Genomic DNA, 24,130 nt, shown 5'->3' with positions numbered 1-24,130 from the left:
AATATAGTAAATGATAACGTCACTTTCGATAAAAAACTATGCTTTAATAGAAAAATTGAGTATCGATTTTTCAAAAGGTTTTTCAACAATTACTGGAGAAACGGGTGCTGGTAAATCAATAATTTTAGGTGCATTAGGATTGGTTTTAGGAAAACGAGCCGATTTAACTTCTTTGAAAAACAAGGAAGAAAAGTGTGTCATCGAAGCTCATTTTGAAATCTCTAAATATAATTTGTTGCCTTTCTTTGAGGAAAATGATCTGGATTATGAAAATGATACCATTATTAGAAGAGAAATCCTGCCTTCTGGAAAATCTAGGGCTTTTATAAATGACAGTCCAGTAAATCTTCAAGAGCTGCAGGAATTGAGTTTGTTTTTAATCGATATTCATTCGCAACAGCAAACACAAGAACTTTCAGATGAAAATGTGCAGTTCAATATTATAGATGCTATTGCAGCCAATAAAGAGACGATTCTAGGATATCAATCGGTTTTGAAGAGTTATAAATCAGACAAATCTAAATTGAATTCGTTGCTGAAAAGACAGAGCGAATCAAAGAAAGAGCAGGAATACAATACTTTTTTGCTGGATGAATTGGTGGTAGCGCAATTAAAATCAGGTGAACAAGAAGTTTTGGAAGCTGATTTTGAGAAGTTGAATAATGTAGAGATTATCAAGGAGTCTATCGATAGATCTTTGGCTATAGCCAATGAAGAACAAATAGGAGTTCTGCATAATTTGAATGAAATTAAGGTTTCATTACAAAAAATCGCTCCTTTTTCAGATGAATATCAGTCTTTACTGGAACGAATTACAAGCATAACTATCGAGTTTGATGATATTTCAAATGAAATGAATCGTTGTTCTGAAAAATTGATTAATGATCCGGAACAATTGGACTTAATCAGTCAAAAGCTTCAGGTTATTTTTAATTTGCAAAAGAAACATCAGGTTTTATCTGTGGATGAATTACTGGAAATTCAAGCTAAACTGGAAAATTCAGTTTTAGAATTGGGTAATATGGAAGAGGAAATTTCGGCATTGACTGTTGCTATCGAACAAAAAACAGTTGAGTTAGATACTTTTTCGGAAACAATCCACAACAATAGGGTGGAAGCTGTTCCAGTTTTATCTCAGAAATTGATTGCCATTTTAGAAACGTTGGGAATGCCAAATATACGTTTCAATATTGCTATAAATAGTACTGAAACCTATTTTCAAAACGGAAAAGATGAACTTCAGTTTTTATTTTCAGCGAATAAAGGAACTGATTTCGGATTGTTGAAAAAAGTGGCTTCCGGCGGCGAAATGTCAAGGATTATGTTAGCTGTGAAGGCGATATTGGCACAATACTCAAAATTACCAACCTTAATTTTTGATGAGATTGACACAGGTGTTTCCGGAGAAATTGCCATCAGAATGGGCGAAATTATGAAGGAAATGAGTCAAGAGATGCAAATTTTTGCCATTACGCATTTACCGCAAATCGCGGCAAAAGGAAATGCCCATTTCAAAGTGTTCAAATCTACGGTTGGTGAGGATACGCAATCCGAATTGAAGCTTTTAAATCAAGAGGAAAGAATAGTTGAAATAGCGCAAATGTTATCAGGAACAATCGTTTCTGATTCTGCCTTAAATCATGCGAAAGACTTGTTGAACTAATATTTTACTTTATATTTGTTTCCTCATAAAAGCAAGATATTTGCATCAGCAATAAAACGATTACACGAATAAATAAAAAACGAATAACCAAGAGTATGATTATAGAACCAAGAATGAGAGGATTTATTTGTACGACATCACACCCAAAAGGATGCGAACAAAATGTTAAAAATCAAATCGAATACATAAAATCAAAAGGAGCTATTGACGGTGCAAAGAAAGTATTAGTAATAGGTGCTTCAACCGGTTTTGGTTTGGCTTCACGTATTACAAGTGCTTTTGGTTCAGATGCAGCTACAATTGGTGTATTTTTTGAAAAAGCGCCTTCTGAAGGAAAAACAGCTTCTCCAGGTTGGTATAATTCCGCTGCTTTTGAAAATGAAGCGCACAACGCAGGATTATATGCCAAAAGTATCAATGGCGATGCATTTTCGAATGAAATAAAGCAACAAACATTAGATCTTATAAAAGCTGATTTAGGTCAAGTAGACTTGGTAATCTACAGTTTAGCATCACCTGTACGTATGCATCCAGTTACGGGAGTTTTGCATCGTTCTACACTGAAACCAATCGGAAGTACTTTTACGAATAAAACCGTTGATTTTCATTCCGGTAAAGTATCAGAAATTTCAATTGAGCCTTGTAGTGGTGACGATATTGAAAATACAGTTGCCGTTATGGGCGGTGAAGATTGGGCAATGTGGATTGATGCATTGAAAGCTCAAAACCTGTTGGCTCCTGGCGCTACAACGGTTGCTTATTCTTATATTGGGCCATCATTGACTGAAGCGGTTTATAGAAAAGGAACTATTGGTCGTGCCAAAGATCATCTTGAAGCTACTGCCTTTGCCATTACTGATAGCCTTGCGGCGATTAACGGAAAAGCATTTGTTTCAGTAAACAAAGCATTAGTAACACAAGCAAGTTCTGCAATTCCGGTTATTCCATTGTACATTTCACTATTGTACAGAATAATGAAAGAGGAAGGAATTCACGAAGGTTGTATCGAACAAATTCAACGTTTGTATCAAGAAAGATTGTATACTGGAAATGAAGTTCCGGTTGATGAAAAAGGAAGAATCCGTATTGATGATTTAGAAATGCGTCCTGACGTTCAGGAAAAAGTGGCTAAATTATGGGTGGAAGCTGTTACTGAAAATTTAGCTGAAATAGGAGATTTAGAAGGTTATAGAAAAGATTTTTATAATTTATTTGGTTTTGACGTGGATGGAGTAGATTACAAAGCCGAAACAAACGAAGTGGTAAACATCGAAAGTATTGGCTAATCAAATTACTGAATAAAATATTTTCAAAACCATCAATTAATAGTTGATGGTTTTTTTATGGATAAAGATTACATTTGTTAAAATTTTTTAAGTCTAAAAATACACGTTAATACCACACTTTATATTTATGTTTTTTTCCCTCATTATACCCGTTTATAATCGTCCTGACGAAGTTGACGAGCTTTTAGAAAGTTTGTCTCACACTACATATAAAGAAATTTTTGAAATTGTATTAGTAGAAGATGGGTCCACTTTAGTTTGTAAAGATATTGCTCAGAAATATGGAGACCGACTTGATATTTCATATCACTACAAAGAAAATTCAGGACCTGGCGCTTCCAGGAATTATGGAATGCAAAAAGCCAGAGGTGATTATTTCATCATTTTTGATTCGGATTGTATTATTCCAACGCAGTATTTATTGGAAGTTGACAACGCTTTAAAACAGAATTATGTGGATTGTTTTGGGGGTCCTGATAAAGCTTTGGATAGTTTTTCGGATATTCAGAAAGCGATTAATTTTGCAATGACTTCTTTTTTAACAACTGGTGGAATCCGCGGTGGTTCTGAAAAAATTGATAAGTTTCAGCCCAGAAGTTTTAATATGGGATTGTCACGAAAAGCTTTTGAAGCCTCGAAAGGTTTCGGAAATATCCATCCCGGAGAAGATCCTGATTTGTCCATTCGCTTGTGGAATTTAGGTTTTGAAACCAAACTTTTCCCAAATGCTTATGTTTATCACAAGAGAAGAATCGATTGGGATAAGTTTTCAATTCAGGTGAATAAATTTGGAAAAGCACGACCAATTTTAAATAGTTGGTATCCAAAATACAATAAACTAACTTTTTTCTTTCCTTCGGTTTTCATAATTGGACTTTTCTTTTCAATAATATTGCTGTTGATTTTTAATTTTGATTATTTGCTTCAGTTGTATTTTATTTACTTTTTGGTACTGTTTTTGGTGTCTTCATACCAGAATAAGAGCGTTAAAATTGGCTATTTATCGTTAATAGCAGTTTGGAAACAGTTTTACGGGTACGGTTTAGGTTTTATAAAATCCTATTGTAAAATTATCATTTTAAAACAAAAACCTCAAGAAGCTTTTCCTGAATTATTCTTTAAAGTGTAATATGACAAAAATAATAGGTTTAACTGGCGGTATCGGAAGTGGAAAAACTACGATTGCAAAGTATTTTCAATCCTTTGGGATTCCAGTTTATATTGCTGATGATGAAGCTAGAAAAATCATGCAATCTCCAGAAATAATAAACGCTATTAAAAACACGTTTGAGGAGGATATTTTTGAAAATGGGATACTGAATCGAGAAAAACTAGCCAAAATCGTATTTAACGATCCCGAAAAACTAGAAAAACTAAACAATATTGTTCATCCTGCCGTAAAAAAACATTTTGAACTCTGGCTTTTAGAAAATAAAACAGTTCCTTACATTATTTATGAAGCGGCTATTTTATTTGAAAGTGGACGATATAAAGAATGCGATATAATCATAACAGTCACAGCTCCAATAGAAACAAGGCTGAAGCGTGTTCTAGAGCGTGACAAAACTACTCGCGAACTTGTTTTGAAAAAAATGGAAGCGCAATGGCCCGATGAAAAACGAATTGCAAAAAGTGATTTTGTCGTTGAAAATATTTCTCTAGATACTGCAAAACGAGAAGTTGATCAAATTCTTAAAATTTTAAAGATTAAACAAAAACATACTTAGGTGTTAATGTTTGGTTAATCTATTATTTAATATATTGTTAAAATGCTAAATTTGTTTCGATGAATAAACTTTTTTTTAGATTACTTGTTTTATTAATGAGCTTGTCCCTAATTGGGATTATTCTTGTTCAGGTGTATTGGTTTAATACGTCTTTTAAAAATAATGATGAGCAATTTAAATTCCATGTTAAGCAAGTGATTGGTAATGTGGCAGATAAGGTTCAAAAGCAGGAAGCGTACAATTTTTATGATAAAATAAATCATTACAAAGACAGTACAGGAAAAGTACCCAAAAAGGATGATATATTAGAATTTTATTATGTTCAAAAAAATCCGAGAACTAATAAAACAATTATATATTCAAACAGTATAATTTCTGAAGATTATAATATTTCGCCAACGTTCTTTGATAAAAAATTTGATAGTGAGAAATTCAAGAGCTTCAGTTCTAAACGCGTCACAGAAGTTTATAACAATAATTCTATTGATAAATCAGGGGTAACACAAAGTTTAATTCCTGATATTAGAGTTGAAAAAACAGGGAATTTAGATGTTTTAGATAACGCTTCATTTGAAATATTTTACAAAGATTTCGCCTCTGTTCTACCTATTCAAGAACGAGTTTCTAAAGAAACATTGAATAAACTTATCAAAAAAGAATTAGAAGAATCTGGTGTAAATACAAAATTCGAATTTAGTATTTACAATAATAATTTGGCGACTGCTGTAAAATCGAACGAATTTAAATACAATAAAGAAGCTACGTATTCTATTCCGATATTTACTGATAATGAAGGGAACAGTAAATACCAATTACTTGTTACATTTCCTCACAAAAAGAAATTTTTGTTGTCAGAGCTGGTAAGTATAACAGTGCTTTCGATCATATTTACGCTAATTATTCTTATTGCATATTCAAGTGCTTTGAATCAATTAATTCGTCAAAGACAAATTTCTGAAATCAAGAATGATTTTATAAATAACATGACACACGAGTTCAAAACACCTATTGCTACCATTAATTTAGCTTTGGATGCCATCAGAAATCCAAAAATAATTGATGATAAAGAAAAGGTTTTGCGATACCTTCAAATGATTAAGGATGAAAACAAACGAATGCACGCCCAAGTAGAAAATGTACTTCGTATTTCTAAATTAGAAAAGAAAGAATTAAATATTATCAAAGAATCACATAATATCCATGAGATTATAAACGATGCAATTGAGCATGTAAATCTAATCTTGGAAGATAGAGAAGGTACAATTAAAAGCCATTTTAATGCTGTGCGTACTACAGTTTTAATTAATGATGTTCATTTTACCAATGTGATTGTGAATATCCTGGAGAATGCAATCAAATATTCTCCAAACGTTCCAGAGATTGAAATTTTTACTGAGAATATCAAAGACATGATTATTATTAAAGTAAAAGATAAAGGTTTGGGAATGAGTAAAATTGCTCAGAAAAGAATTTTTGAAAAGTTTTACAGAGAGCATACCGGTGATATCCATAATGTGAAAGGACATGGATTAGGTTTAGCATATGTAAAAAGAATTGTTGACGACCACAACGGTCAAGTTTATGTAGAAAGTGAAAAGGGAAAAGGGAGTACCTTCATTATAAAATTACCATTAATAAATTAGAATATGGAAAATGTAAATAAAAAAATACTTTTAGTCGAAGATGACCTTAATTTTGGTGCGGTTTTAAAGGATTATTTAATGCTTAATGATTTTGACGTCACTTTGGCGAAAAATGGAATGGAAGGATTTGAAAAATTCAAGAAAGACACTTTTGATTTATGTATTCTGGATGTTATGATGCCTTATAAAGATGGATATACGTTAGCAAAAGAAATCAGAGAAAAAAATAATGAAGTGCCTATTATTTTCTTGACAGCAAAATCTATGAAAGAAGATGTGCTGAAAGGTTATAAAGCTGGCGCTGATGATTACTTGAACAAACCTTTTGATTCTGAAGTATTGTTGATGAAAATTAAAGCAATTATTCAAAGAAAATCATCGGATACAAAAGCTGAACAAGTACAGTTTGAATTTAATATTGGAAAATTCCATTTGAATTCGAAGCTTCGTTTTTTAACTTTTAATAATGAAGAGCCAATAAAATTATCTCCAAAAGAGAATGAATTATTGAAAATGTTGATTCTTCACGAAAATGATTTGATGCCAAGAGAATTAGCCTTGACAAAAATCTGGAGAGATGATAACTATTTTACTTCAAGAAGTATGGATGTGTACATCGCTAAATTGAGAAAGTATTTGAAACTTGATGAAGATGTAGAAATTTTGAACATCCACGGAGAAGGATTCAGATTAGTAGTTAAGAACAAAGTAGCAGAATAAATAGATTTAAGCCTCAAGAAATTGAGGCTTTTTTTTTTTGGAGCAAAATAGTGTGTTTTATTTCCAGTTCAATTGTAAAGCAAAACTCGTTTTATCTTCTTTAGTAATGCTAAAAACAGTTTCTTTTTCTGAAATACTTTCGTGAATGATGACTTTATCTTTTAGTGATAATTCTTTTAAGAAATTCATTTCTAAACTTTCAATTTTTTGATTGAGAATTAATTTTTCATCAACTAAGTCCAAACACCATTCTAAATATTTTACATTATTGACATGATTTACAATATCTAAATCAGATAAAAAGACGCTTTTTTCAAAAACAATTTCTTTCTCACTACTGAAATTTATTTTAGAAAAACCTTCAAGAGTAGCTCTTTTTTCGGGATATAATTCAAAATGTTCAAACGGTAAAGCCAATCCTTCCGGCCGACGCTTTTTAGTATTAAAAACTGCCCAAAAAGTCTCAGAACCCACAATTTTTTCGCCATTTATGTGCATTTCCAGCGCCCGAACGGAACGGGAGTTTTCCAGGGAATTAATCCATGTTTTTACAGTTACAGTATCACCCCATTTTGGCAACTTGGTTATTTCAACACGCATTCTGCTCAAAACCCAAGCTTGGTCAAATTCCTGCATGTCCGAAAAACTGATTCCACCAACTTCTGAATGTGCAGCAGCCGTTAATTGCAGCATATTACATAAATCAGTATATTTTAAAAAACCGTTTGGTGCGCATTGTGTAAAATTGATTTCCCAATCTTTGCTTAATATGGAAGTGAAATTTGGAGAGATAGGCATATAAATAATTATGAATTATGAATTATGAATTTCTATTTTAGAAATATTGATTTTTGGTTTACTTTTTTGAATTGATGTACTCCACAATAGTTCCATACGGAGTTTCAAAATCAAACCATTTTGTGTTTTCATTTCTTTTGAACCAGGTCAATTGGCGTTTTGAGAATCGTCGGGTATTTTTCTTTATTTCTTCGATGGCAAATTCCAATGAAATTTCTCGGTCAAAGTAGCTAAATAATTCTCTGTAACCCACAGTTTGCAAAGCATTCAATTCTTTATTTGGAAATAACGTTTTGGCTTCTGCTAGTAAACCTTCGTTCATCATAATGTCAACGCGTTGATTGATTCGGTTGTAAATGACTTTTCTATCGGCTTCCAGTCCAATTAAAATAGGAGTGAAGGTGCGACTGTTTTGCTTTTGATTTAAAAAAGAAGAATATGGTTTTCCGGAACCCAAACAGACTTCTACAAAACGCATCATTCGTTGCGGGTTTTGCAAAGTTTGAGGATTTTCGACAGTTAAATTTTTGTAGTACTCAGGATCTAAAACTTCGAGTTTTTGCTGTAAATATCCGATTCCTAATTTTTCATAATTCGTATTTATTTCAGTACGAACTGAAGAGTCAATTTCCGGAAATTCATCAAAACCTTTTAGAATAGCATCAACGTACAATCCGGAACCGCCAACTAAAATGGTATAATCATTTGTCAAAAATAATTCTTCCAATTTTGCAATCGCTTCTTTTTCATAATCCCCAACGGTATAATTCTCGAATATAGATTTGTTTTGGATGAAATGGTGATTTGCTGCAGCTAGTTCCGATTCATTGGGAACTGCAGTTCCAATGGTCATTTCCTTGAAAAACTGTCGGCTATCGCAGGAAAGAATATCGCATTTGAAATAATTGGCTAAAACAATACTTAGGGAAGTTTTTCCGATAGCTGTAGGTCCGACAATAGTGATTAAGTATTTCATATTTTTTTTAGCCCAGATGGAAACGGAAACCCCGGAGTTATGGAAGTTAGTTTTTCTTGGTGTAAAAGAGCGACTGGAGGAAGCTCCTTTTATGCCTTAGAAAAACAACTAAAATAACGAGGAGTTGCAGTGTACAGCTGGAATTGCTTCCAATTAATAAATTATAGTTCAGCTCCGCAATGGAAACAGTATTTTGCATTAAATTCATGTCCCTCAGTACCGCATACATTACAAGGATTGATTCTCTCAGACCATGGTTTTTTGCGGTTGCTATTGGCAAACTCAGCTGAAACTATTCCTGTAGGAACGGCAATTATTCCGTAACCCATAATCATTACTACCGATGCGATGGCTTGTCCCAGTGGCGTTATAGGCGAAATATCTCCATATCCTACAGTTGTGAGCGTGACGATAGTCCAGTAAATACTGATTGGAATACTGGTGAAACCGCCTTCTTTTCCTTCGACTACATACATTACGGAGCCGATGATGATACTGCTGATAAGCATAAAATAAATGAAAATCAATATTTTTCCTTTGCTGGCAATCAACGCTTCTTTGAGGTGTGTAGATTGGCTGGAGAACTGCGGATGTTTTAAAATTTTGAATAATCGCAATAATCTCAGCGCTCTGACCACTGTTAATACACTGGTTCCAACAAAAAACAAAGAAAAATACATTGGTATTGTGGCAATCAAGTCAATTATCCCGTAGAAACTAAAGATGTATTTCCAGGGTTTTTGGATTGAAATGATGCGCAGAATGTATTCTAAAGTGAAAAATACGGTGATAACCCACTCTAAAATAATTAGTTCGTGATGGTATTTAATATCGAAACCTTTTACAGTTTCCAGCATGACAATTATAACGCTGAGTAAAATAACACCCAAAAGTACCAAATCAAATAATCGTCCGGAAGCTGTATTGGTTCCGTAAATTACGATATTCGTTTTTTGTCTGAAAGCGTCAAATTTCGACTTTATTCTTTGCATACTTTTTATTCGATTAACAATCGATTAGAATTTCAAGGTTTTTAGGGTCTTATTTTTTCGGATGTGGCCTTGGATGATATTTTTAGTATCACGATTATTTTGCATCGGAATAATGATGTTTCTCAGTATTTCGATGTTATTGATTTGATAGTTTAAATCATAAAAAGCATACCCTTTGTAAATTCCGTTTTCTATCAAAACTGCTGATCGCTCGCTGATGGTTCTTCCTTTATCAATTAAGACCATGTTTTGATTTTCGAAACTGTTTTTCTCGATAAAACTAAGCACTCTTGCATTGTATTCTTCAGGTGAAACCATACCAATACAAGCGCCGTCGCACTCTTTTATACTATATTGAAAACAATTTGTTTTAGTATGATACAAGCCGGTCAGTTTCTGACATAAATTGTAATGAGAAGTGATTCGGAACAGTGCATTTTTGCCTTCCTGCAGCGAAGTAAAAGAGGTAATTTCTTTTTTTCGACCATCTGCTTTTTGAAGTTTCAGATTGATGTAGCCATTTTTATCTTTTTCAGCATACAAAGCCAGTTGAAAAATACTTTTTCGCTGTGCTCTGTTATAGATGGGTTTATTGATTTTTATTTCTTCACTTTCTTTCAATAAAGCAATCAATTCACTTCCGGTTTCATCATACGTTACAGTGAAAACTTCGGCTTGAATCTTTTTACATTTCGTGGAAGTTCCTGTAAAATGCTGGTTGATGCGCTTTTTTATGTTTCGGCTTTTGCCAATGTAAACCAAATTCCCTTTTTCGTTGTGAATATAATAAACACCAGTTTTGGCAGGTAATTTCGCAACAATGTCCAGCAATTTTGGAGCAATTCCTTTTTCGATTTCTAGTTTTATAAAATCTTTTACAATTTCTTTTTCTAAATCTTTTTCTAAAAGTATTTTAAATAATTTGACTGTTGCTAATGCATCTCCGCTGGCTCTATGACGGTCTGCCATTGGGATTCCAAGGGCGCGAACCAGTTTTCCTAAACTATGGGATGGCTGCTCTGGCAATAGTTTTTTTGACAATTCGACCGTGCAAAGAGTTTGGGCTTCAAAATCGTATCCTAATCGGCGGAATTCTGTTCGAAGGATTCTGTAATCAAAAGAGGCGTTATGAGCAACGACAATACAATCTTTTGTCATTTCGATGATGCGTTTTGCAACTTCAAAAAACTTGGGTGCCGATTGTAACATGGCATTATTGATACCAGTGAGTTTGACCACAAAAGGCTGAATTGGAATTTCCGGATTGACCAAGCTGATGAATTGATCCACGATTTCATGACCATCAAATTTATAGATGGCGATTTCAGTGATTCCTTCCTCGTTGAATTGTCCTCCAGTGGTTTCTATGTCGAGTATTGCGTACAATTTTTTTGTTTAATGTTTAATGTTTCGTGTTAAGAAACAGCTGAAATTTTTCGCCAGTTCGCTATTGCTAGGTTAAAAAGCGTTAATCGAAAATCAATTTCGTCCCCCAAAGATACTACTTCCGATTCGAACCATAGTGCTTCCGCATTCAATTGCAAGTTGATAATCTCCGGACATTCCCATAGATATAGTTTCCAGTTGGCAGTTTTCAGTTTTTGGTTCTTTTGTCTTGTTGAAAATTGTTTTCAAATGCAAAAATTCTTTTTTGATTTGATCTTTATTGTCTGTAAAAGTAGCCATTCCCATTAATCCAACGATTCTAATATTTTTCATTTCATGAAATTCACTCGAGGATAGGAGTGAAGCAAGTTCTTCCTCGTCTAATCCAAATTTAGTTTCCTCTTCCGCAATATAAATTTGTAGTAAGCAATCTATAATTCTATTGTTTTTTAGTGCTTGTTTATTGATTTCCTGTAATAATTTCAAACTATCTACACCGTGAATCAAGCTCACAAATGGTGCCATAAATTTGACTTTATTCGTCTGAACGTGACCTATCATGTGCCATTGAATGTCTTTGGGCATTTGTTGCCATTTCTCAGCCATTTCTTGGATTTTGTTTTCTCCAAAAATGCGTTGACCAGCTTCATAGGCTTCCATTAAATCTGAAACAGGTTTAGTTTTTGAAACCGCAACTAAGGTTACGTGTTCCGGTAAAGTGGATTTTATTTGGAGTAAATTATTCGCTATTCCCATTTTGATGTTTTGATTTTAAGGTGTTAAAGCTCATAAACGACTAATCCGCTTCTAAACTTTGGTTCAATGTACGTACTTTTTGGAGGCATTATTAAATTGGCATCAGCCAAAGCTTTTATTTCTCCAATGTTTGATGGAAATAATATAAAACCGATTTCAAATTCTCCTTGATCAATTTTGTTTTTTACTTCTAAAAGGGATTGTTTTCCTGAAAGATATTCTATTCGTTCGTCATTTCGCAAATCTTCAATGGCAAGAATAGGCAGTAACACTTTTTTGTATAAAATTTGTGTGTCTAAACATTCCAAAACGGTATCGAAAACAGCACTTTCTTTACGTAAAATTAAGCTATAAAAGGCATTGTTAAGATACATTCCGAATTCATGTTTTTTGGAAGGCTGAAAAGGTTGCTGAAATTTATTTGTAACAATAAAATTCTTTTCTAATTCCTTTAAAAAATCTTCTTTGGTAAAACCGTTTAAATCTTTTACCAAGCGATTGAATTCATATATTTTGACGTTATTTTCAGAAATTAAATAGCTTAGAATATGATTTTTTGCTGTGTTTTCTGAATCATCATTTTCCTCAGACAATAATTTTAATGCTTCGGTACGATGGTGACCATCAGCAATATAAAGACTGTCTGTTTTTTCGAAAATGTTCTGAAGCCAATCGATTTCTAATGTATCTTCAATTTTCCACAGATAATGAATTTCTTTTTTTGTTGTTGAAAATTCAAAATCAGCTAATTTTTGGGTACAGTTAAAAATCCAGTTTTCAATCGTTTTATTGTCTGGATAAGTCATCAAAACAGGTTCGGTATTAAACTCAGAATATTTCATGTAATCTTTGAGTAATCGAACTCTGAAAGCGATAATATCTTCGTGTTTTTTGATGATATTATTGCAATAATCGGCTACACTTGTACCTGCAATAATCCCTGTGAAAGACTGTGTTTTAGTTACAATTTTATGAATATAAATTGCGGGTTTTTTGTCTTTTACAAGAATGATTTCATTTTTGAAATCCTCATATTTTTGATGCACTTGGCGGTATCTTTTTTCGAAAGACACAGTTTCCTGATTGGTGTAAGCAGGTTTTAGAATGTGCAAAAATGACAACGGATTGAAATCCAATTGTGCCGCCAATTCTGCGTTTACATATTCTTCATACGAACGGCAAGTAACAAGGCAAACCTTATCACGAGTAGGACGAACTGCTTTGAAAGGAACTATTTTGGCCATAATTATGTCAAAAGTCAAAAGTCGAGAGTTTAAAGTAATTGACTTTAGACTCTTGACTTTTAAACATTAGAGATTATATAAATTGTTTAGAAATTTTCTCTGCTTTTTTGTTTTCAGAATAATCGTAGAAACCTTCACCAGATTTTACACCCATTTTTCCTGCTCGAACCATATTTACAAGTAATGGACAAGGCGCATATTTTGGATTTTTGAAACCGTCGTACATAACATTTAAGATGGCTAAACATACATCTAGACCAATAAAATCAGCCAATTGCAAAGGTCCCATTGGGTGACCCATTCCAAGTTTCATCACCGTATCAATTTCATAAACGCCGGCCACTTTGTTGTATAAAGTTTCGATAGCTTCGTTTATCATGGGCATCAAAATTCTATTGGCAACAAAACCAGGATAATCGTTTACTTCAACTGGTGTTTTTCCTAATTTTTCCGAAAGATTCATTATTATTTTAGTCACTTCGTCGCTTGTGTTGTAGCCACGAATAATTTCTACTAATTTCATTATGGGTACTGGATTCATAAAATGCATTCCAATAACGCGTTCTGGATGCGCAACAACTGCTCCAATTTGAGTTATAGATATAGAAGAAGTATTAGTTGCCAAAATCGTATCGTGAGAACAAGCTTCATTCAATTGCTTGAAAATGTTTAGTTTTAATTCTACATTTTCTGTGGCAGCTTCTACTACTAAATCAACACCTACAACACCGTCTTTAATATCCGTATAAGTTATAATATTGGTGATTGTCTTCGCTTTATCTTCTTGGGTAATGCTTCCTTTTGCAATCATTCGGTCTAAATTTGCGGCGATTGTTGCCATTCCTTTATCCAAAGATTTCTCAGAAACATCTATTAATTTTACAGTGAAACCACTTTGTGCAAAAGTATGGGCGATTCCATTCCCCATTGTTCCTGCTCCGATTACGGCTATTGTCTTCATATTTTTAGTTTAAAGTTTAAAAGTTTAAAATCTAAAGTTCTCGAGAGCTACTTTAAACCTTAAACTTTAGATACATTTTTATTTATTTTTTAAAACAATCGATAATTTGGTACGCAACTCTTAAGGCTTCGGTTGCTTGTTCTAATGTCACTACAGGAGTAGTATTATTATCAATCGCATCTGCAAAAGATTCCAGTTCATCAAGAATGGCGTTATTTTGTTCTACGTCAGGATTAGAGAAATAGATCTGTTTTTTTACACCTTCAGCATTTTGTAAAATCATATCGAAATCTCCAGGTACTTCAGGAGCATCTTTCATTTTGACTACTTCACATTTCTTTTCTAAAAAATCTACGGAGATATACGCGTCTTTTTGGAAAAAACGAGATTTACGCATATTTTTCATCGAGATTCGGCTTGCTGTTAAATTGGCAACGCAACCATTTTCGAATTCTATTCTTGCATTAGCAATATCTGGTGTGTCACTAATTACTGAAACCCCGCTAGCACTAATATTTTTTACTTTTGATTTTACCACGCTCAAAATAGCGTCAATGTCATGAATCATCAAATCTAAAACTACGGGAACATCGGTTCCACGAGGATTGAATTCAGCGAGGCGATGTGCTTCAATAAACATAGGATTTTCAATCATGTTTTTGGTAGCGATGAATGCCGGATTGAAACGCTCCACATGCCCAACTTGACCTTTTACATTATATTCCTTTGCCAAAGCAATAATTTCTTCGGCTTCTTCTACCGTATTTGAAATGGGTTTTTCGATAAAAACATGCTTACCAGATTTAATGGCTACTTTGGCACATTTGTAGTGAGAAAGGGTAGGCGTTACAATATCAATTACATCGACGGCATGAATTAGCGTTGCAATTGTACTAAAATGTTTATAGCCAAATTCTTTTGAAACCTTTTCGGCATTCTCTTGATTTGGGTCATAAAAACCAACTAATTCATATTTATCAGATTGTTGTAATAAACGCAAATGTATTTTTCCTAGATGACCAGCACCTAATACTCCAATTTTCAGCATAACGATGTAATTTTTACAAAAATAGCAATAAAATGATTAATCTATTATTGATGTGGGACAATTATTCAGTTAATTTAAAATTTAAAATCCAACATTTGAATTCAGAAATTCTTTGCTATTTTTACCAAAATAAAATAATAAATTTTGAAAGACACAGCCAAACATCAAGGACTTCGGAATCAATTAGTAAGCGTATTAGAGCAAAAAGGGATTACAGATAAAAATGTTTTGGAGGCGATAAAAAAGATTCCAAGACATTTATTTTTGGATTCCAGTTTTGAAGATTATGCTTATCAAGACAAAGCATTTCCTATTGGTGCAGGTCAAACCATTTCTCAACCGTATACTGTGGCATTTCAGTCTCAATTATTAGAAGTTAAAAGAGAACACAAAATTTTAGAAATAGGAACTGGCTCAGGATATCAAACAGCTGTTTTGTGTACGATGGGTGCCAAAGTATTCAGTGTAGAAAGACAAAATGAATTGTTCAAAAAAACATCGGGTTTATTTCCAAAGTTAGGAATTCGTCCCAAACACATTTCTTTTGGAGACGGTTATAAAGGATTACCAGGTTACGCTCCTTTTGATAGTATTATTGTAACTGCTGGAGCTCCATTTATTCCTCAGCCTTTGATGGCACAACTAAAAATAGGAGGAAGGCTGGTTATTCCGTTAGGAGAAGAGGTACAGATAATGACTTTATTAATCAGAAAAAATGAAACACAATTTGAAAAGCATGAGTTTGGAGAATTCCGTTTCGTTCCTTTATTAGAAGATAAAAATTAAATCAGAAACCCGTCTCGCTTAAATAACGAGACGGGTTTTTTATTGACCAATAATATTCAAATACCGTTCTAAGCTTTCTTTTTCTATTTGAGCAATGAATAACAAAAAATCTTCTTTATTATTTTTAGTTTGTGCTGTTTCCAAAGATTGATAATAGCGCATTCTATTTTCATAATCTCCTTTAATATTTGCAATAATGTAGCCATGTTGTAGCAAAACTAAGTTCATTACCAAACGAGAAGTTCTGCCGTTACCATCAATAAATGGATGGATAGTTACCAAACGTTCGTGCATTTCAGCAGCTAAAACTATCGGGTGAAGAGTTGATTTATTGGTTTCGTACCAAATAAAAAAATCTTCCATTTCCTTAGCGACTAAAAAAGGTTGTGGAGGCATGTGACTGCTTCCTTGAATCATCACTTGAACTTTTCTATAGCGACCAGCATCTTCAGGTTGAATTCCTCTCAAAATAAGATTGTGTATAGATAGCACTTCGCGCTCATTTATGGAAGTATTTCTCTGCATTAAATCTTTGATGTAAGCAATTGCTTCTTGATGATTAATAACTTCAAGATGTTCCCGCATGCTTTTTCCGGAAATCGTTAAGCCTTCATTGATAACCAAATCAGTTTCACGTAAAGTCATTGTATTGCCTTCGATACGGTTACTTTCAAAAGTATATTCTAACTCTAAAGCTTGTGCAATACGATAACTGTCAAACTGACGAAACCCATCTAGTTTTATCTTCAAAGTATCTATTTCATCTAAAATTTTTTGAAGTGTAGTAGATAATTTTTTCTTTGAAGGTTTACTTTGATACCTAATTTCTTGCTCCGCAACTAATAAAGCCTTTAAAGCAAACTCATCCTGACCAATTTCATAAAGAATTTTTTCTTTAAGCCAGACGACCATTATTGTTTCTAAATCTATTTCTAGTAGAGATGCTAATTTTATAACTTGCTCTCTGGTTGGTTTTCTGGTTCCACTTTCAAACTTACTGATTAAGGCTTGATCAATTGCTAAAAGTTGTGCCACTTCTCTAGTTTTGAGTCCCTTTTGTTCTCTTGCATTTTTGAGAAGTGTTTTCATTTTGAAAATGTTTTAAATTGTCTTGACAAATTTAGTCATTTTTTTAAGACTAAAAATATTTCTTCCTAATTTCTTTTAATTTAAAATGATTTTTTGATTCTGTCTAAGTCACGTTTTGTGTCTTGTTCTTTAAGAGATTCGCGTTTGTCATAGGTTTTCTTACCTTTACAAAGGCCTATTTGTAGTTTAGCCAATCCTTTTTCATTGGTAAAAAGCTTCAAAGGAACTATGGTAAGACCTTTGGCTTGAACACTTTTTAGCAAACCTTTTAATTCCTTTTTCTTCAATAGTAATTTACGTTCGCTTCTGGCTTTGTGGTTGAATTGATTTCCAAAAGTGTATTCTTCAATATAGGTATTTATCGCAAAAAGTTCATTATTACTAAATTCACAAAAGCTCTCCGTTATATTTGCCTTTCCTAAACGAATGGATTTGATTTCGGTACCAGCCAAAACAATTCCAGCATTGAATGTTTCGATTATTTCATAGTCGAATTTGGCTCTCTTATTGAATATGTTTATTGTTTTTAGCATAGTTTACAAAGGTAGCAAAAATTAAAGGTTTTGCAATGGTTTAAGGTAATTTCAGCAGTTGGGAACTGATTATGCCGTCAATTATTGTAATAATATAAAGATTCCCAAAAGTTTCATCTTCAATATCAGAAAATAAGTTCTGATTGATAATGTCATTGACAAATTTTGGTGTGGTATTACTATGTCCCACAATCAAAACTTTTTTTCCTAATGTTTCTTTCTTGAAAGATTCAATGTTTATTGTTTTGGGATTATACAATTTAATCTCAATTTTCTTTATTGTCGCGGTTGGACTTGCAGTTTGCAGAGTTCTTTTGTAATCCGTTGAGTAAATTTCATCAAAACTAATCTCCGAAAATATTTTGTTCCAAAGATCCGCTCTTATCAAACCTTTTTCGGATAAATCTGGATTTTGTGAACTATCAACTTTCTCCGCATGGCGAATGAAGTAATAGGTTGTGGTGTTGCTTTGCCCAAAACTGATATTTAAAAATAAAAGTGTAAGTAGTAAGAGAAATTTTTTCATGTTGATGAATTTAAAAAATTAGTATTTATCGATTTTATATATTTGCAAAATGGAAAATTTAAAATCGAAAGATCCGCTTCACGGAATCACACTTCAAAAAATAGTAGAAAAATTAGTAGATCATTACGGATTTGATACTTTAGGTGAACTCATTAAAGTGAAATGTTTTACAGATAATCCCAGCCTAAAATCAAGTTTGACTTTTTTAAGAAAAACCGATTGGGCAAGAAAGCAAGTGGAAGATTTATATATAAAATCACTTTCTAAATTTCATGAGAAATCTTAGTCCAATTTATATGAAATCATGATTCCTCCTCTGTAAGGCAGCCATTCCCCGCTTTTATTGTACTTTTTTGCTCCATCAACACGCTCATTTGTACTAATTAGGAATCCTTTGTAAAATCCTTGATGATTTCCTCCACCGATAAAAAAATCTAATAGAAAACGACTCTTAATCTTTTTTTGATATCCTATAGTTGCACCGGCCATGTACCCTATACCTTTTTCATAATTATCGGTATTGAAATAATTCCATTTCTGAAAATTATATACCGTACCTCCTAAATGTGCGCCCACATAAAAACCGTTGAATTTTTCTTTAATATGGTAGCGATATTCCGGTATAAAAATATAAAATTGTGCAGGCTTACCATTTATTGATTGCCAAAAAGAGGCTGTAATATCAAACTGAAAAGTAGATTTTTTTCCAATACTGGTTTCAATACCTACATTTGGAACCGTCAATAAAGTGGTTATAGCATTTGCTTTTATATACGTTTGACTTTGGGATACAATAGAGAAGAAAAGAAAAGAAACAATAAGTAATTTTTTCATAAAAAGTATTTTCTATTACTTTGACCAATTGTTTATTGGCAAAAAGCAAATACAAATGTAAAATATTTATCTGTAAGGTTTTTATGTTTTGAATTTATATTGCCCACTCGCCTAATTTTAAATATAAAATGATGTAAAATTAGTGTTTGTTTATAATGGAATAAATTACAGTATCCAAAAATCGTCCTTCAAAAAATTCATATTCTTTTAAATGGGCTTCTTTAACAAAACCATTTTTTTCTAAAACTTTAGCAGATCCATGATTTTCAGGATCTATAATTGCTTCAATAGAATGCAATTTCATTATTTTAAAACCATAATTAACAGCTTCTTTCAACGCTTCAGAAACAATTCCTTTTCCATGAAATTCAGGCAGCAACATGTACCCAATCTCAGCACGATAATGTTCGGGTTTTATTCTGTAATGACCAATTACTCCAATTAGTTTTGGATTATCTTTCAACGTAATTGCCCAATTTATTCCTTCATTAGTTTCTATTTTAGTATCAATCATTGCAATATGTTCTAAGGCATCTTCATCCGTTTTAACTAAAGGTCTTGGAATATATTTCATCGTTTCCGGATTGGATCGCAATGCGAAAATCTCTTTTATATCATTAGTATCCACTCTTCTTAAAAGCAAACGTTGGGTTTCTAAATTTGGGAATGGACTGAAATTTATTGTCAACATATTTAATTTTTTTAATTAAAGTATTTCGATACTGAATTTTGAATGGAAAGTTGCATTGGATTCTAAAATTTGAATACCTTCTTTTTCGAATAGATTTCCTGAATTTTCATTGGTATCCGAATAACCAAACCAAGGTTCAATGCAAAGAAAGGGTGCATTCATTTTGGTCCAAATTCCTAAATTTGGAAAATCTTCAAAATGTACTCTTAAAATTGGATTTTCATTTTCTAAAATAGTCAAGGTGTTAGATTGTAATGTTTTAAAAATTAAAGCGTCATTTTTAAACAAATCATAAGTCAGCGGAATTTGTTTATTCCGAACTTCTAACTTCTTAGTTTTATTTGAAATAAGATCATTCTCCAAAAGATAATATTCTAAAGATTCTTCTTTTTCAAAAGCAATTGCATAATTTTCGAAGTGATTTAGCAAAGCAAAAGCAGGATGCGCACCAATAGAAAACGGCATCGTTAATTTTCCTTTGTTAATCACCTTGTATTCTATTGATAAATTGTTGTCATTTAAAGTATAAATCAGCTGCAATTCAAATTCAAAAGGATACACTTTTAAAGTTTCTTCAGAAGATTTTATCGAGAAAGTAGCACTATTTTCTGTAGCATAAATCAATTCAAAGAGCATTTCTCTGGCAAATCCATGTCTTGATAAATGGTAGTCAATTCCATAATGATTGAAGGAATTATTTTTTAAAGTACCAACAATTGGAAACAAAATAGGAGAGTGCTTGCCCCAAAATTCTGGATTTCCTTCCCAGATGTATTCTCTATTTTGATTTGTTTTTAATGAAATTAATTCAGCGCCAAAATGTTTAATTTCTGCAGACAGATTCCCGTGTTTTATTGTAGTTGTCAAAATTATCTTTTCGGATTAATTTAATAATAGGTTTGTGGTGTAAATATATTTTATAATTTTTGATTCTGATAAAGATTAAGCTTGATTTTATTCAAATTAAATGGAATCAATTCTATCTTAATAGCTCAAAATCCTCTTTTTTTTCATTAATTTGTGATATAAATAATAAGAAAATGAAAAATATTCGATTCGGAGTCATCTTACATCTGACTTTATTATTGGGAGTTACGGCCGTTTCGGCACAACAAACCCCAACAAATGCATCTGGTAATGCAGTTTCAAAATACGATTATCATGATGCTTTTGCTCCACATTTTTACTCAAAAAATGGAACAAATACACGTTCCGCAAGCGGGCAACCAGGCGCTGAATATTGGCAAAACAGTGCCGATTATAAATTAACGGCTAAACTGGATGAAAAAAATAACGAAATCTCAGGTACAGGAATCATCACCTACACGAATAACAGTCCAGATAAATTGGCTTTTGTTTGGATGAACTTAGACCAGAATTTATTCAAAGCAGATTCCCGTGGAAATGCAATTGTACCATTGACAGGAAGTAGAAATGGGGCTCAAGGCCAAGTTTTTGATGGTGGTCATAAAATCAAATCGGTAAAAGTAATTACTACTGTAAAAGGAGTCGCTACTGAAAAAGAAGCTAAGTATGTCATAACGGATACGAGAATGCAGGTTTTTCTTCCACAAGGATTAAATGCAAAAGGTGGTTCTGTTAAAATAAAAATAGACTTTTCTTTTATAGCACCTTTTGAAGGTTCGGACAGAATGGGAGTTTTAGAAACTAAAAATGGTAAGATTTTCACCATAGCGCAGTGGTATCCGCGTATGTGTGTGTATGATGATGTAAGAGGTTGGAATACAAATCCATACCTTGGCGCGTCGGAATTTTACTTAGAATACGGGGAATTTGATGTAAGCATTACAGCTCCAGCGAATCATATTGTTGTTGCATCGGGTGAATTACTGAATCCTACAGCTGTTTATTCTACTGTGGAGCAAAGTAGATTGGCACAAGCAAAACAAAGTGATAAAACTGTTTTTATCCGTACCGCTGCCGAAGTTGAAAATTCATCAAAAATTCTTTCAACAGCTACTAAAACATGGAATTATAAAATTAAAAATGCCCGTGATTTTTCTTGGTCATCATCAGCGGCATTTATTTTAGACGCAGCAAAAATCAATTTGCCAAGCGGAAAGAAATCATTGGCTGTTTCCGTTTATCCAGCGGAAAGTGCAGGCGACGCCGCTTGGGGACGTTCGACAGAATATACAAAAGCTTCTATTGAAAATTATTCTAAAAGATGGTTAGAATATCCTTATCCAGCGGCTACAAATGTCGCCGGAAATGAAGGTGGAATGGAATATCCAGGAATTGTTTTTTGCAGCTGGGAATCTAAAGGCGAGGATTTATGGGGCGTTACAGATCATGAATTTGGACACATCTGGTTTCCTATGATTGTGGGTTCAAACGAAAGAATGTTTGCTTGGATGGATGAAGGTTTTAATACTTTTATTAATTCATTGAGTTCTGTAGATTTTAATAATGGCGAGTACAAAGAAAAGCCGGTTGATATGCATCAAAGAGCGGAAGTGTATACAAGTCCGAATCTTGAAACTATAATGAGTTCTCCGGATAACATGAAAGAATCAAATATTGGTCTTTTAGCGTATTCAAAACCAAGTTCTGGATTAGTGATTTTGCGTGAACAAGTTCTTGGACCACATCGTTTTGATTTAGCTTTGAAAACTTATATCGAGCGTTGGGCATACAAACATCCTCAACCGGACGATTTCTTTAGAACAATTGAAAATGTTGCTGGAGAAGATTTGAGTTGGTTTTGGAGAGGTTGGTTCCAATACAATTGGCGCTTAGACCAAGGAATTAATTCGATAAAATACGTGAAAAACGATCCTAAACAAGGAGTTGTAATTTCGATTGAAAACTTCGAAAAAATGGCAATGCCAGTAAGTTTAGACGTGAAAACGAAAAGCGGAAAAATAACGCGTGTAAAATTGCCGGTTGAAGTTTGGCAAAGAAACAAAGCGTGGTCTTTCAAACACAATTCTACAGAAGAAATTGAGAGCATCACACTAGATCCAGATCATGTTTTACCGGATATCAATACAGCGAATAACACTTGGACTGCAGATAAAGGTTTGATTGAAAAAGATGTAATTCTGGATGGCTATTTGGGGACTTTTTCAACAAAAATGGCACCTCTAAAAATTACTTTTTCAGAGAAAAATGGTGCGTTAAATGTTTTGATAACGAATTATCCAAGTTTTACGGTGGAACCAATTGGGAAAAACACTTTTGAATCAAAACAAGCAGGACTTAAATTTGAATTTAATGACAATCTAAACGGATTTGACATGACAGTTCCTGAAGGACAAAAAATTCCTTTTACCAGAGATAAATAGTATTTAGAAATACAATTAAAATAAAAAAGACTTGTAGCAATTAGTGTTACAAGTCTTTTTTTATATAATCAATTTTTTTTCTAAATCTATTCTGGAATTTGCTGACTTAAGCAATGCAACGTTCCAAAACCCCAAATAAAATCAGTAGCGCTTATCCCGATGATTTCTCTGTCCGGAAAACATTCTGCAAGTATATTCAATGCTTTTCGGTCATTACTGTCGTTAAAAGTAGGAACCAAAACACAATTGTTCAAAATCAGGAAATTAGCATAACTCGCTGGCAATCTCAAGCCATCAAATTCCAAGCGTTTTGGCATTGGTAAAACCACAATTACAGGTGATTTTCCATTTTCCAGTTTGGCGTTTTGCAAGCGTTTTAAGTTGTCTTGTAATGGTTTGTAGTTGTTATCCGTTGGATCTGTTTCTACAATTGTGACAATCGTATCTTCGTTTACAAATCGGCATAAATCATCAATATGACCGTGCGTATCATCGCCTTCAATTCCGTCGCCTAACCAAATCACATTTGTAATTCCAAGGTATTCCTTGAAAACCGCTTCGTAATCTGTTTTAGTGAAATTTGGATTCCGAACCTGAATATCGGGATGCATCAAACATTCTTCCGAAGTCAATAAAGTTCCTCTTCCGTTAGTATCAATCGCGCCACCTTCTACAATTACCGGCTTTCCTTTGTACATGACTTGAGTCACAGGAATATTAAGAAATTCACCCACTTTGGCAGGAACAAACTTGTCCAATTGAATGTTTTTATATTTGGCCCAGCCATTAAAATTAAAGTTCAAAGCTTCTCTTTCGGTTCCGTTTTTAACGATAATAGGTCCCGAATCACGCATCCAACTTCTATTGGTTTTATGAATGATGTATGAAACGTTAGTCAGTTCAACATGAGCTGTTTCCAACATCGTATTGACTTTTTCTTTTTGGTTTTCATCGGCAACCACTAAAAAAACAGTTTCGAAAGTGGCTACTTTTTTAATGAATTCCACAAAAGCCCATTGAACGGCTTCGTATTTTCCTGGCCAATCCTTACCGTTGTGAGGAAAACACAGTAAAATTCCTTGTTGCTTTTCCCATTCGGCAGGGAATCTTCTATTATTTGTAGTCATACAGCGTTTCTAATTTAAAGACTGCAAATATAAACA

At 33.2% G+C, this 24,130-nt stretch carries 24 protein-coding genes; 9 read left to right on the top strand and 15 right to left on the bottom strand.

The genetic code is table 11. The features are described from left to right. Positions 1-10 precede the first annotated feature (10 nt). The 6 genes from recN (at position 11) to DR980_RS07035 (ending at position 7,039) form a co-directional block, all read left to right on the top strand. On the top strand, positions 11-1,663 hold the full coding sequence (gene recN / locus DR980_RS07060; protein WP_113634527.1) for a DNA repair protein RecN: 1,653 nt from the start codon (positions 11-13) through the stop codon (positions 1,661-1,663). Between the two features lie 95 nt (positions 1,664-1,758). Beyond that, positions 1,759-2,949: an enoyl-ACP reductase FabV gene (fabV, locus tag DR980_RS07055; RefSeq protein WP_113634526.1), complete on the top strand. Its 1,191-nt coding sequence runs from the start codon at positions 1,759-1,761 to the stop codon at positions 2,947-2,949. Positions 2,950-3,076: 127 nt separating this feature from the next. Then, a complete protein-coding gene (locus tag DR980_RS07050) occupies positions 3,077-4,078 on the top strand; it encodes a glycosyltransferase (protein WP_113634525.1) in 1,002 nt (333 codons plus the stop codon). A gap of 1 nt (position 4,079) precedes the next feature. Then, on the top strand, positions 4,080-4,676 hold the full coding sequence (gene coaE / locus DR980_RS07045; RefSeq protein ID WP_113634524.1) for a dephospho-CoA kinase: 597 nt from the start codon (positions 4,080-4,082) through the stop codon (positions 4,674-4,676). 59 nt (positions 4,677-4,735) lie between these two features. Next, a complete protein-coding gene (locus tag DR980_RS07040) occupies positions 4,736-6,319 on the top strand; it encodes a sensor histidine kinase (protein WP_113634523.1) in 1,584 nt (527 codons plus the stop codon). A gap of 3 nt (positions 6,320-6,322) precedes the next feature. Next, on the top strand, positions 6,323-7,039 hold the full coding sequence (locus DR980_RS07035; RefSeq protein WP_113634522.1) for a response regulator transcription factor: 717 nt from the start codon (positions 6,323-6,325) through the stop codon (positions 7,037-7,039). A gap of 57 nt (positions 7,040-7,096) precedes the next feature. Here the strand turns inward: DR980_RS07035 and DR980_RS07030 are convergent, their stop codons facing one another. The 8 genes from DR980_RS07030 to DR980_RS06995 all read right to left on the bottom strand — a co-directional run bounded on the left by DR980_RS07030 (position 7,097) and on the right by DR980_RS06995 (position 15,200). Next, a complete protein-coding gene (locus DR980_RS07030) occupies positions 7,097-7,837 on the bottom strand; it encodes an acyl-[acyl-carrier-protein] thioesterase (protein WP_113634521.1) in 741 nt (246 codons plus the stop codon). 58 nt (positions 7,838-7,895) lie between these two features. Further along, positions 7,896-8,813: a tRNA (adenosine(37)-N6)-dimethylallyltransferase MiaA gene (miaA, locus tag DR980_RS07025; protein ID WP_113634520.1), complete on the bottom strand. Its 918-nt coding sequence runs from the start codon at positions 8,811-8,813 to the stop codon at positions 7,896-7,898. Positions 8,814-8,974: 161 nt separating this feature from the next. Then, positions 8,975-9,805 carry an ion transporter gene (locus DR980_RS07020; protein ID WP_113634519.1) on the bottom strand — a complete coding sequence of 277 codons (831 nt, stop codon included), beginning with the start codon at positions 9,803-9,805 and terminating at the stop codon, positions 8,975-8,977. 24 nt (positions 9,806-9,829) lie between these two features. Then, positions 9,830-11,191, bottom strand: a complete 1,362-nt coding sequence (locus DR980_RS07015; RefSeq protein ID WP_113634518.1) for an exonuclease domain-containing protein — start codon at positions 11,189-11,191, stop codon at positions 9,830-9,832. 93 nt (positions 11,192-11,284) lie between these two features. After that, positions 11,285-11,947, bottom strand: a complete 663-nt coding sequence (locus DR980_RS07010; protein WP_113634517.1) for a YggS family pyridoxal phosphate-dependent enzyme — start codon at positions 11,945-11,947, stop codon at positions 11,285-11,287. Positions 11,948-11,970: 23 nt separating this feature from the next. Then, positions 11,971-13,191 carry a DUF1015 domain-containing protein gene (locus tag DR980_RS07005; protein ID WP_113634516.1) on the bottom strand — a complete coding sequence of 407 codons (1,221 nt, stop codon included), beginning with the start codon at positions 13,189-13,191 and terminating at the stop codon, positions 11,971-11,973. A 73-nt stretch (positions 13,192-13,264) separates the two neighbouring features. Beyond that, on the bottom strand, positions 13,265-14,152 hold the full coding sequence (locus DR980_RS07000; protein ID WP_113634515.1) for a 3-hydroxyacyl-CoA dehydrogenase family protein: 888 nt from the start codon (positions 14,150-14,152) through the stop codon (positions 13,265-13,267). Positions 14,153-14,234: 82 nt separating this feature from the next. Next, a complete protein-coding gene (locus DR980_RS06995) occupies positions 14,235-15,200 on the bottom strand; it encodes a Gfo/Idh/MocA family protein (protein ID WP_113634514.1) in 966 nt (321 codons plus the stop codon). A 144-nt stretch (positions 15,201-15,344) separates the two neighbouring features. Between DR980_RS06995 and DR980_RS06990 the strand changes: the two genes are divergently transcribed. Further along, positions 15,345-15,986 (top strand): protein-L-isoaspartate(D-aspartate) O-methyltransferase, encoded by a 642-nt coding sequence (locus DR980_RS06990; RefSeq protein WP_113634513.1) that lies wholly within the window; start codon positions 15,345-15,347, stop codon positions 15,984-15,986. 39 nt (positions 15,987-16,025) lie between these two features. Here the strand turns inward: DR980_RS06990 and DR980_RS06985 are convergent, their stop codons facing one another. The 3 genes from DR980_RS06985 to DR980_RS06975 all read right to left on the bottom strand — a co-directional run bounded on the left by DR980_RS06985 (position 16,026) and on the right by DR980_RS06975 (position 18,134). Continuing rightward, positions 16,026-17,075, bottom strand: a complete 1,050-nt coding sequence (locus DR980_RS06985; protein WP_113634512.1) for a Fic family protein — start codon at positions 17,073-17,075, stop codon at positions 16,026-16,028. 80 nt (positions 17,076-17,155) lie between these two features. Then, positions 17,156-17,608: an SsrA-binding protein SmpB gene (smpB, locus tag DR980_RS06980; protein ID WP_113634511.1), complete on the bottom strand. Its 453-nt coding sequence runs from the start codon at positions 17,606-17,608 to the stop codon at positions 17,156-17,158. 40 nt (positions 17,609-17,648) lie between these two features. Beyond that, positions 17,649-18,134 carry a histidine phosphatase family protein gene (locus DR980_RS06975; protein WP_113634510.1) on the bottom strand — a complete coding sequence of 162 codons (486 nt, stop codon included), beginning with the start codon at positions 18,132-18,134 and terminating at the stop codon, positions 17,649-17,651. 49 nt (positions 18,135-18,183) lie between these two features. Here DR980_RS06975 and DR980_RS06970 point away from each other — a divergent pair, with 49 nt between their 5' ends. Further along, positions 18,184-18,420: a VF530 family protein gene (locus DR980_RS06970; RefSeq protein ID WP_113634509.1), complete on the top strand. Its 237-nt coding sequence runs from the start codon at positions 18,184-18,186 to the stop codon at positions 18,418-18,420. On the opposite strand, the gene DR980_RS06965 is transcribed toward DR980_RS06970, so the two are convergent. The 3 genes from DR980_RS06965 to DR980_RS06955 form a co-directional block, all read right to left on the bottom strand. Continuing rightward, positions 18,417-18,968: a DUF3575 domain-containing protein gene (locus tag DR980_RS06965; RefSeq protein WP_113634508.1), complete on the bottom strand. Its 552-nt coding sequence runs from the start codon at positions 18,966-18,968 to the stop codon at positions 18,417-18,419. The genes DR980_RS06970 and DR980_RS06965 overlap by 4 nt on opposite strands. A 139-nt stretch (positions 18,969-19,107) precedes the next feature. After that, positions 19,108-19,659 (bottom strand): GNAT family N-acetyltransferase, encoded by a 552-nt coding sequence (locus DR980_RS06960; protein WP_113634507.1) that lies wholly within the window; start codon positions 19,657-19,659, stop codon positions 19,108-19,110. 15 nt (positions 19,660-19,674) lie between these two features. Next, positions 19,675-20,526 (bottom strand): aldose 1-epimerase family protein, encoded by an 852-nt coding sequence (locus DR980_RS06955; protein ID WP_113634506.1) that lies wholly within the window; start codon positions 20,524-20,526, stop codon positions 19,675-19,677. 173 nt (positions 20,527-20,699) lie between these two features. On the opposite strand from DR980_RS06955, the gene DR980_RS06950 reads away from it, so the two are divergent. Beyond that, positions 20,700-22,967: a M1 family metallopeptidase gene (locus tag DR980_RS06950; protein WP_113634505.1), complete on the top strand. Its 2,268-nt coding sequence runs from the start codon at positions 20,700-20,702 to the stop codon at positions 22,965-22,967. Between the two features lie 86 nt (positions 22,968-23,053). Here the strand turns inward: DR980_RS06950 and DR980_RS06945 are convergent, their stop codons facing one another. Then, on the bottom strand, positions 23,054-24,094 hold the full coding sequence (locus DR980_RS06945) for an agmatine deiminase family protein (protein ID WP_113634504.1): 1,041 nt from the start codon (positions 24,092-24,094) through the stop codon (positions 23,054-23,056). Positions 24,095-24,130: the final 36 nt, after the last annotated feature.

Source organism: Flavobacterium psychrolimnae, from assembly GCF_003312425.1.
Taxonomy (GTDB): domain Bacteria; phylum Bacteroidota; class Bacteroidia; order Flavobacteriales; family Flavobacteriaceae; genus Flavobacterium; species Flavobacterium psychrolimnae.
This window is presented reverse-complemented; position numbering and strand designations above follow the sequence as displayed.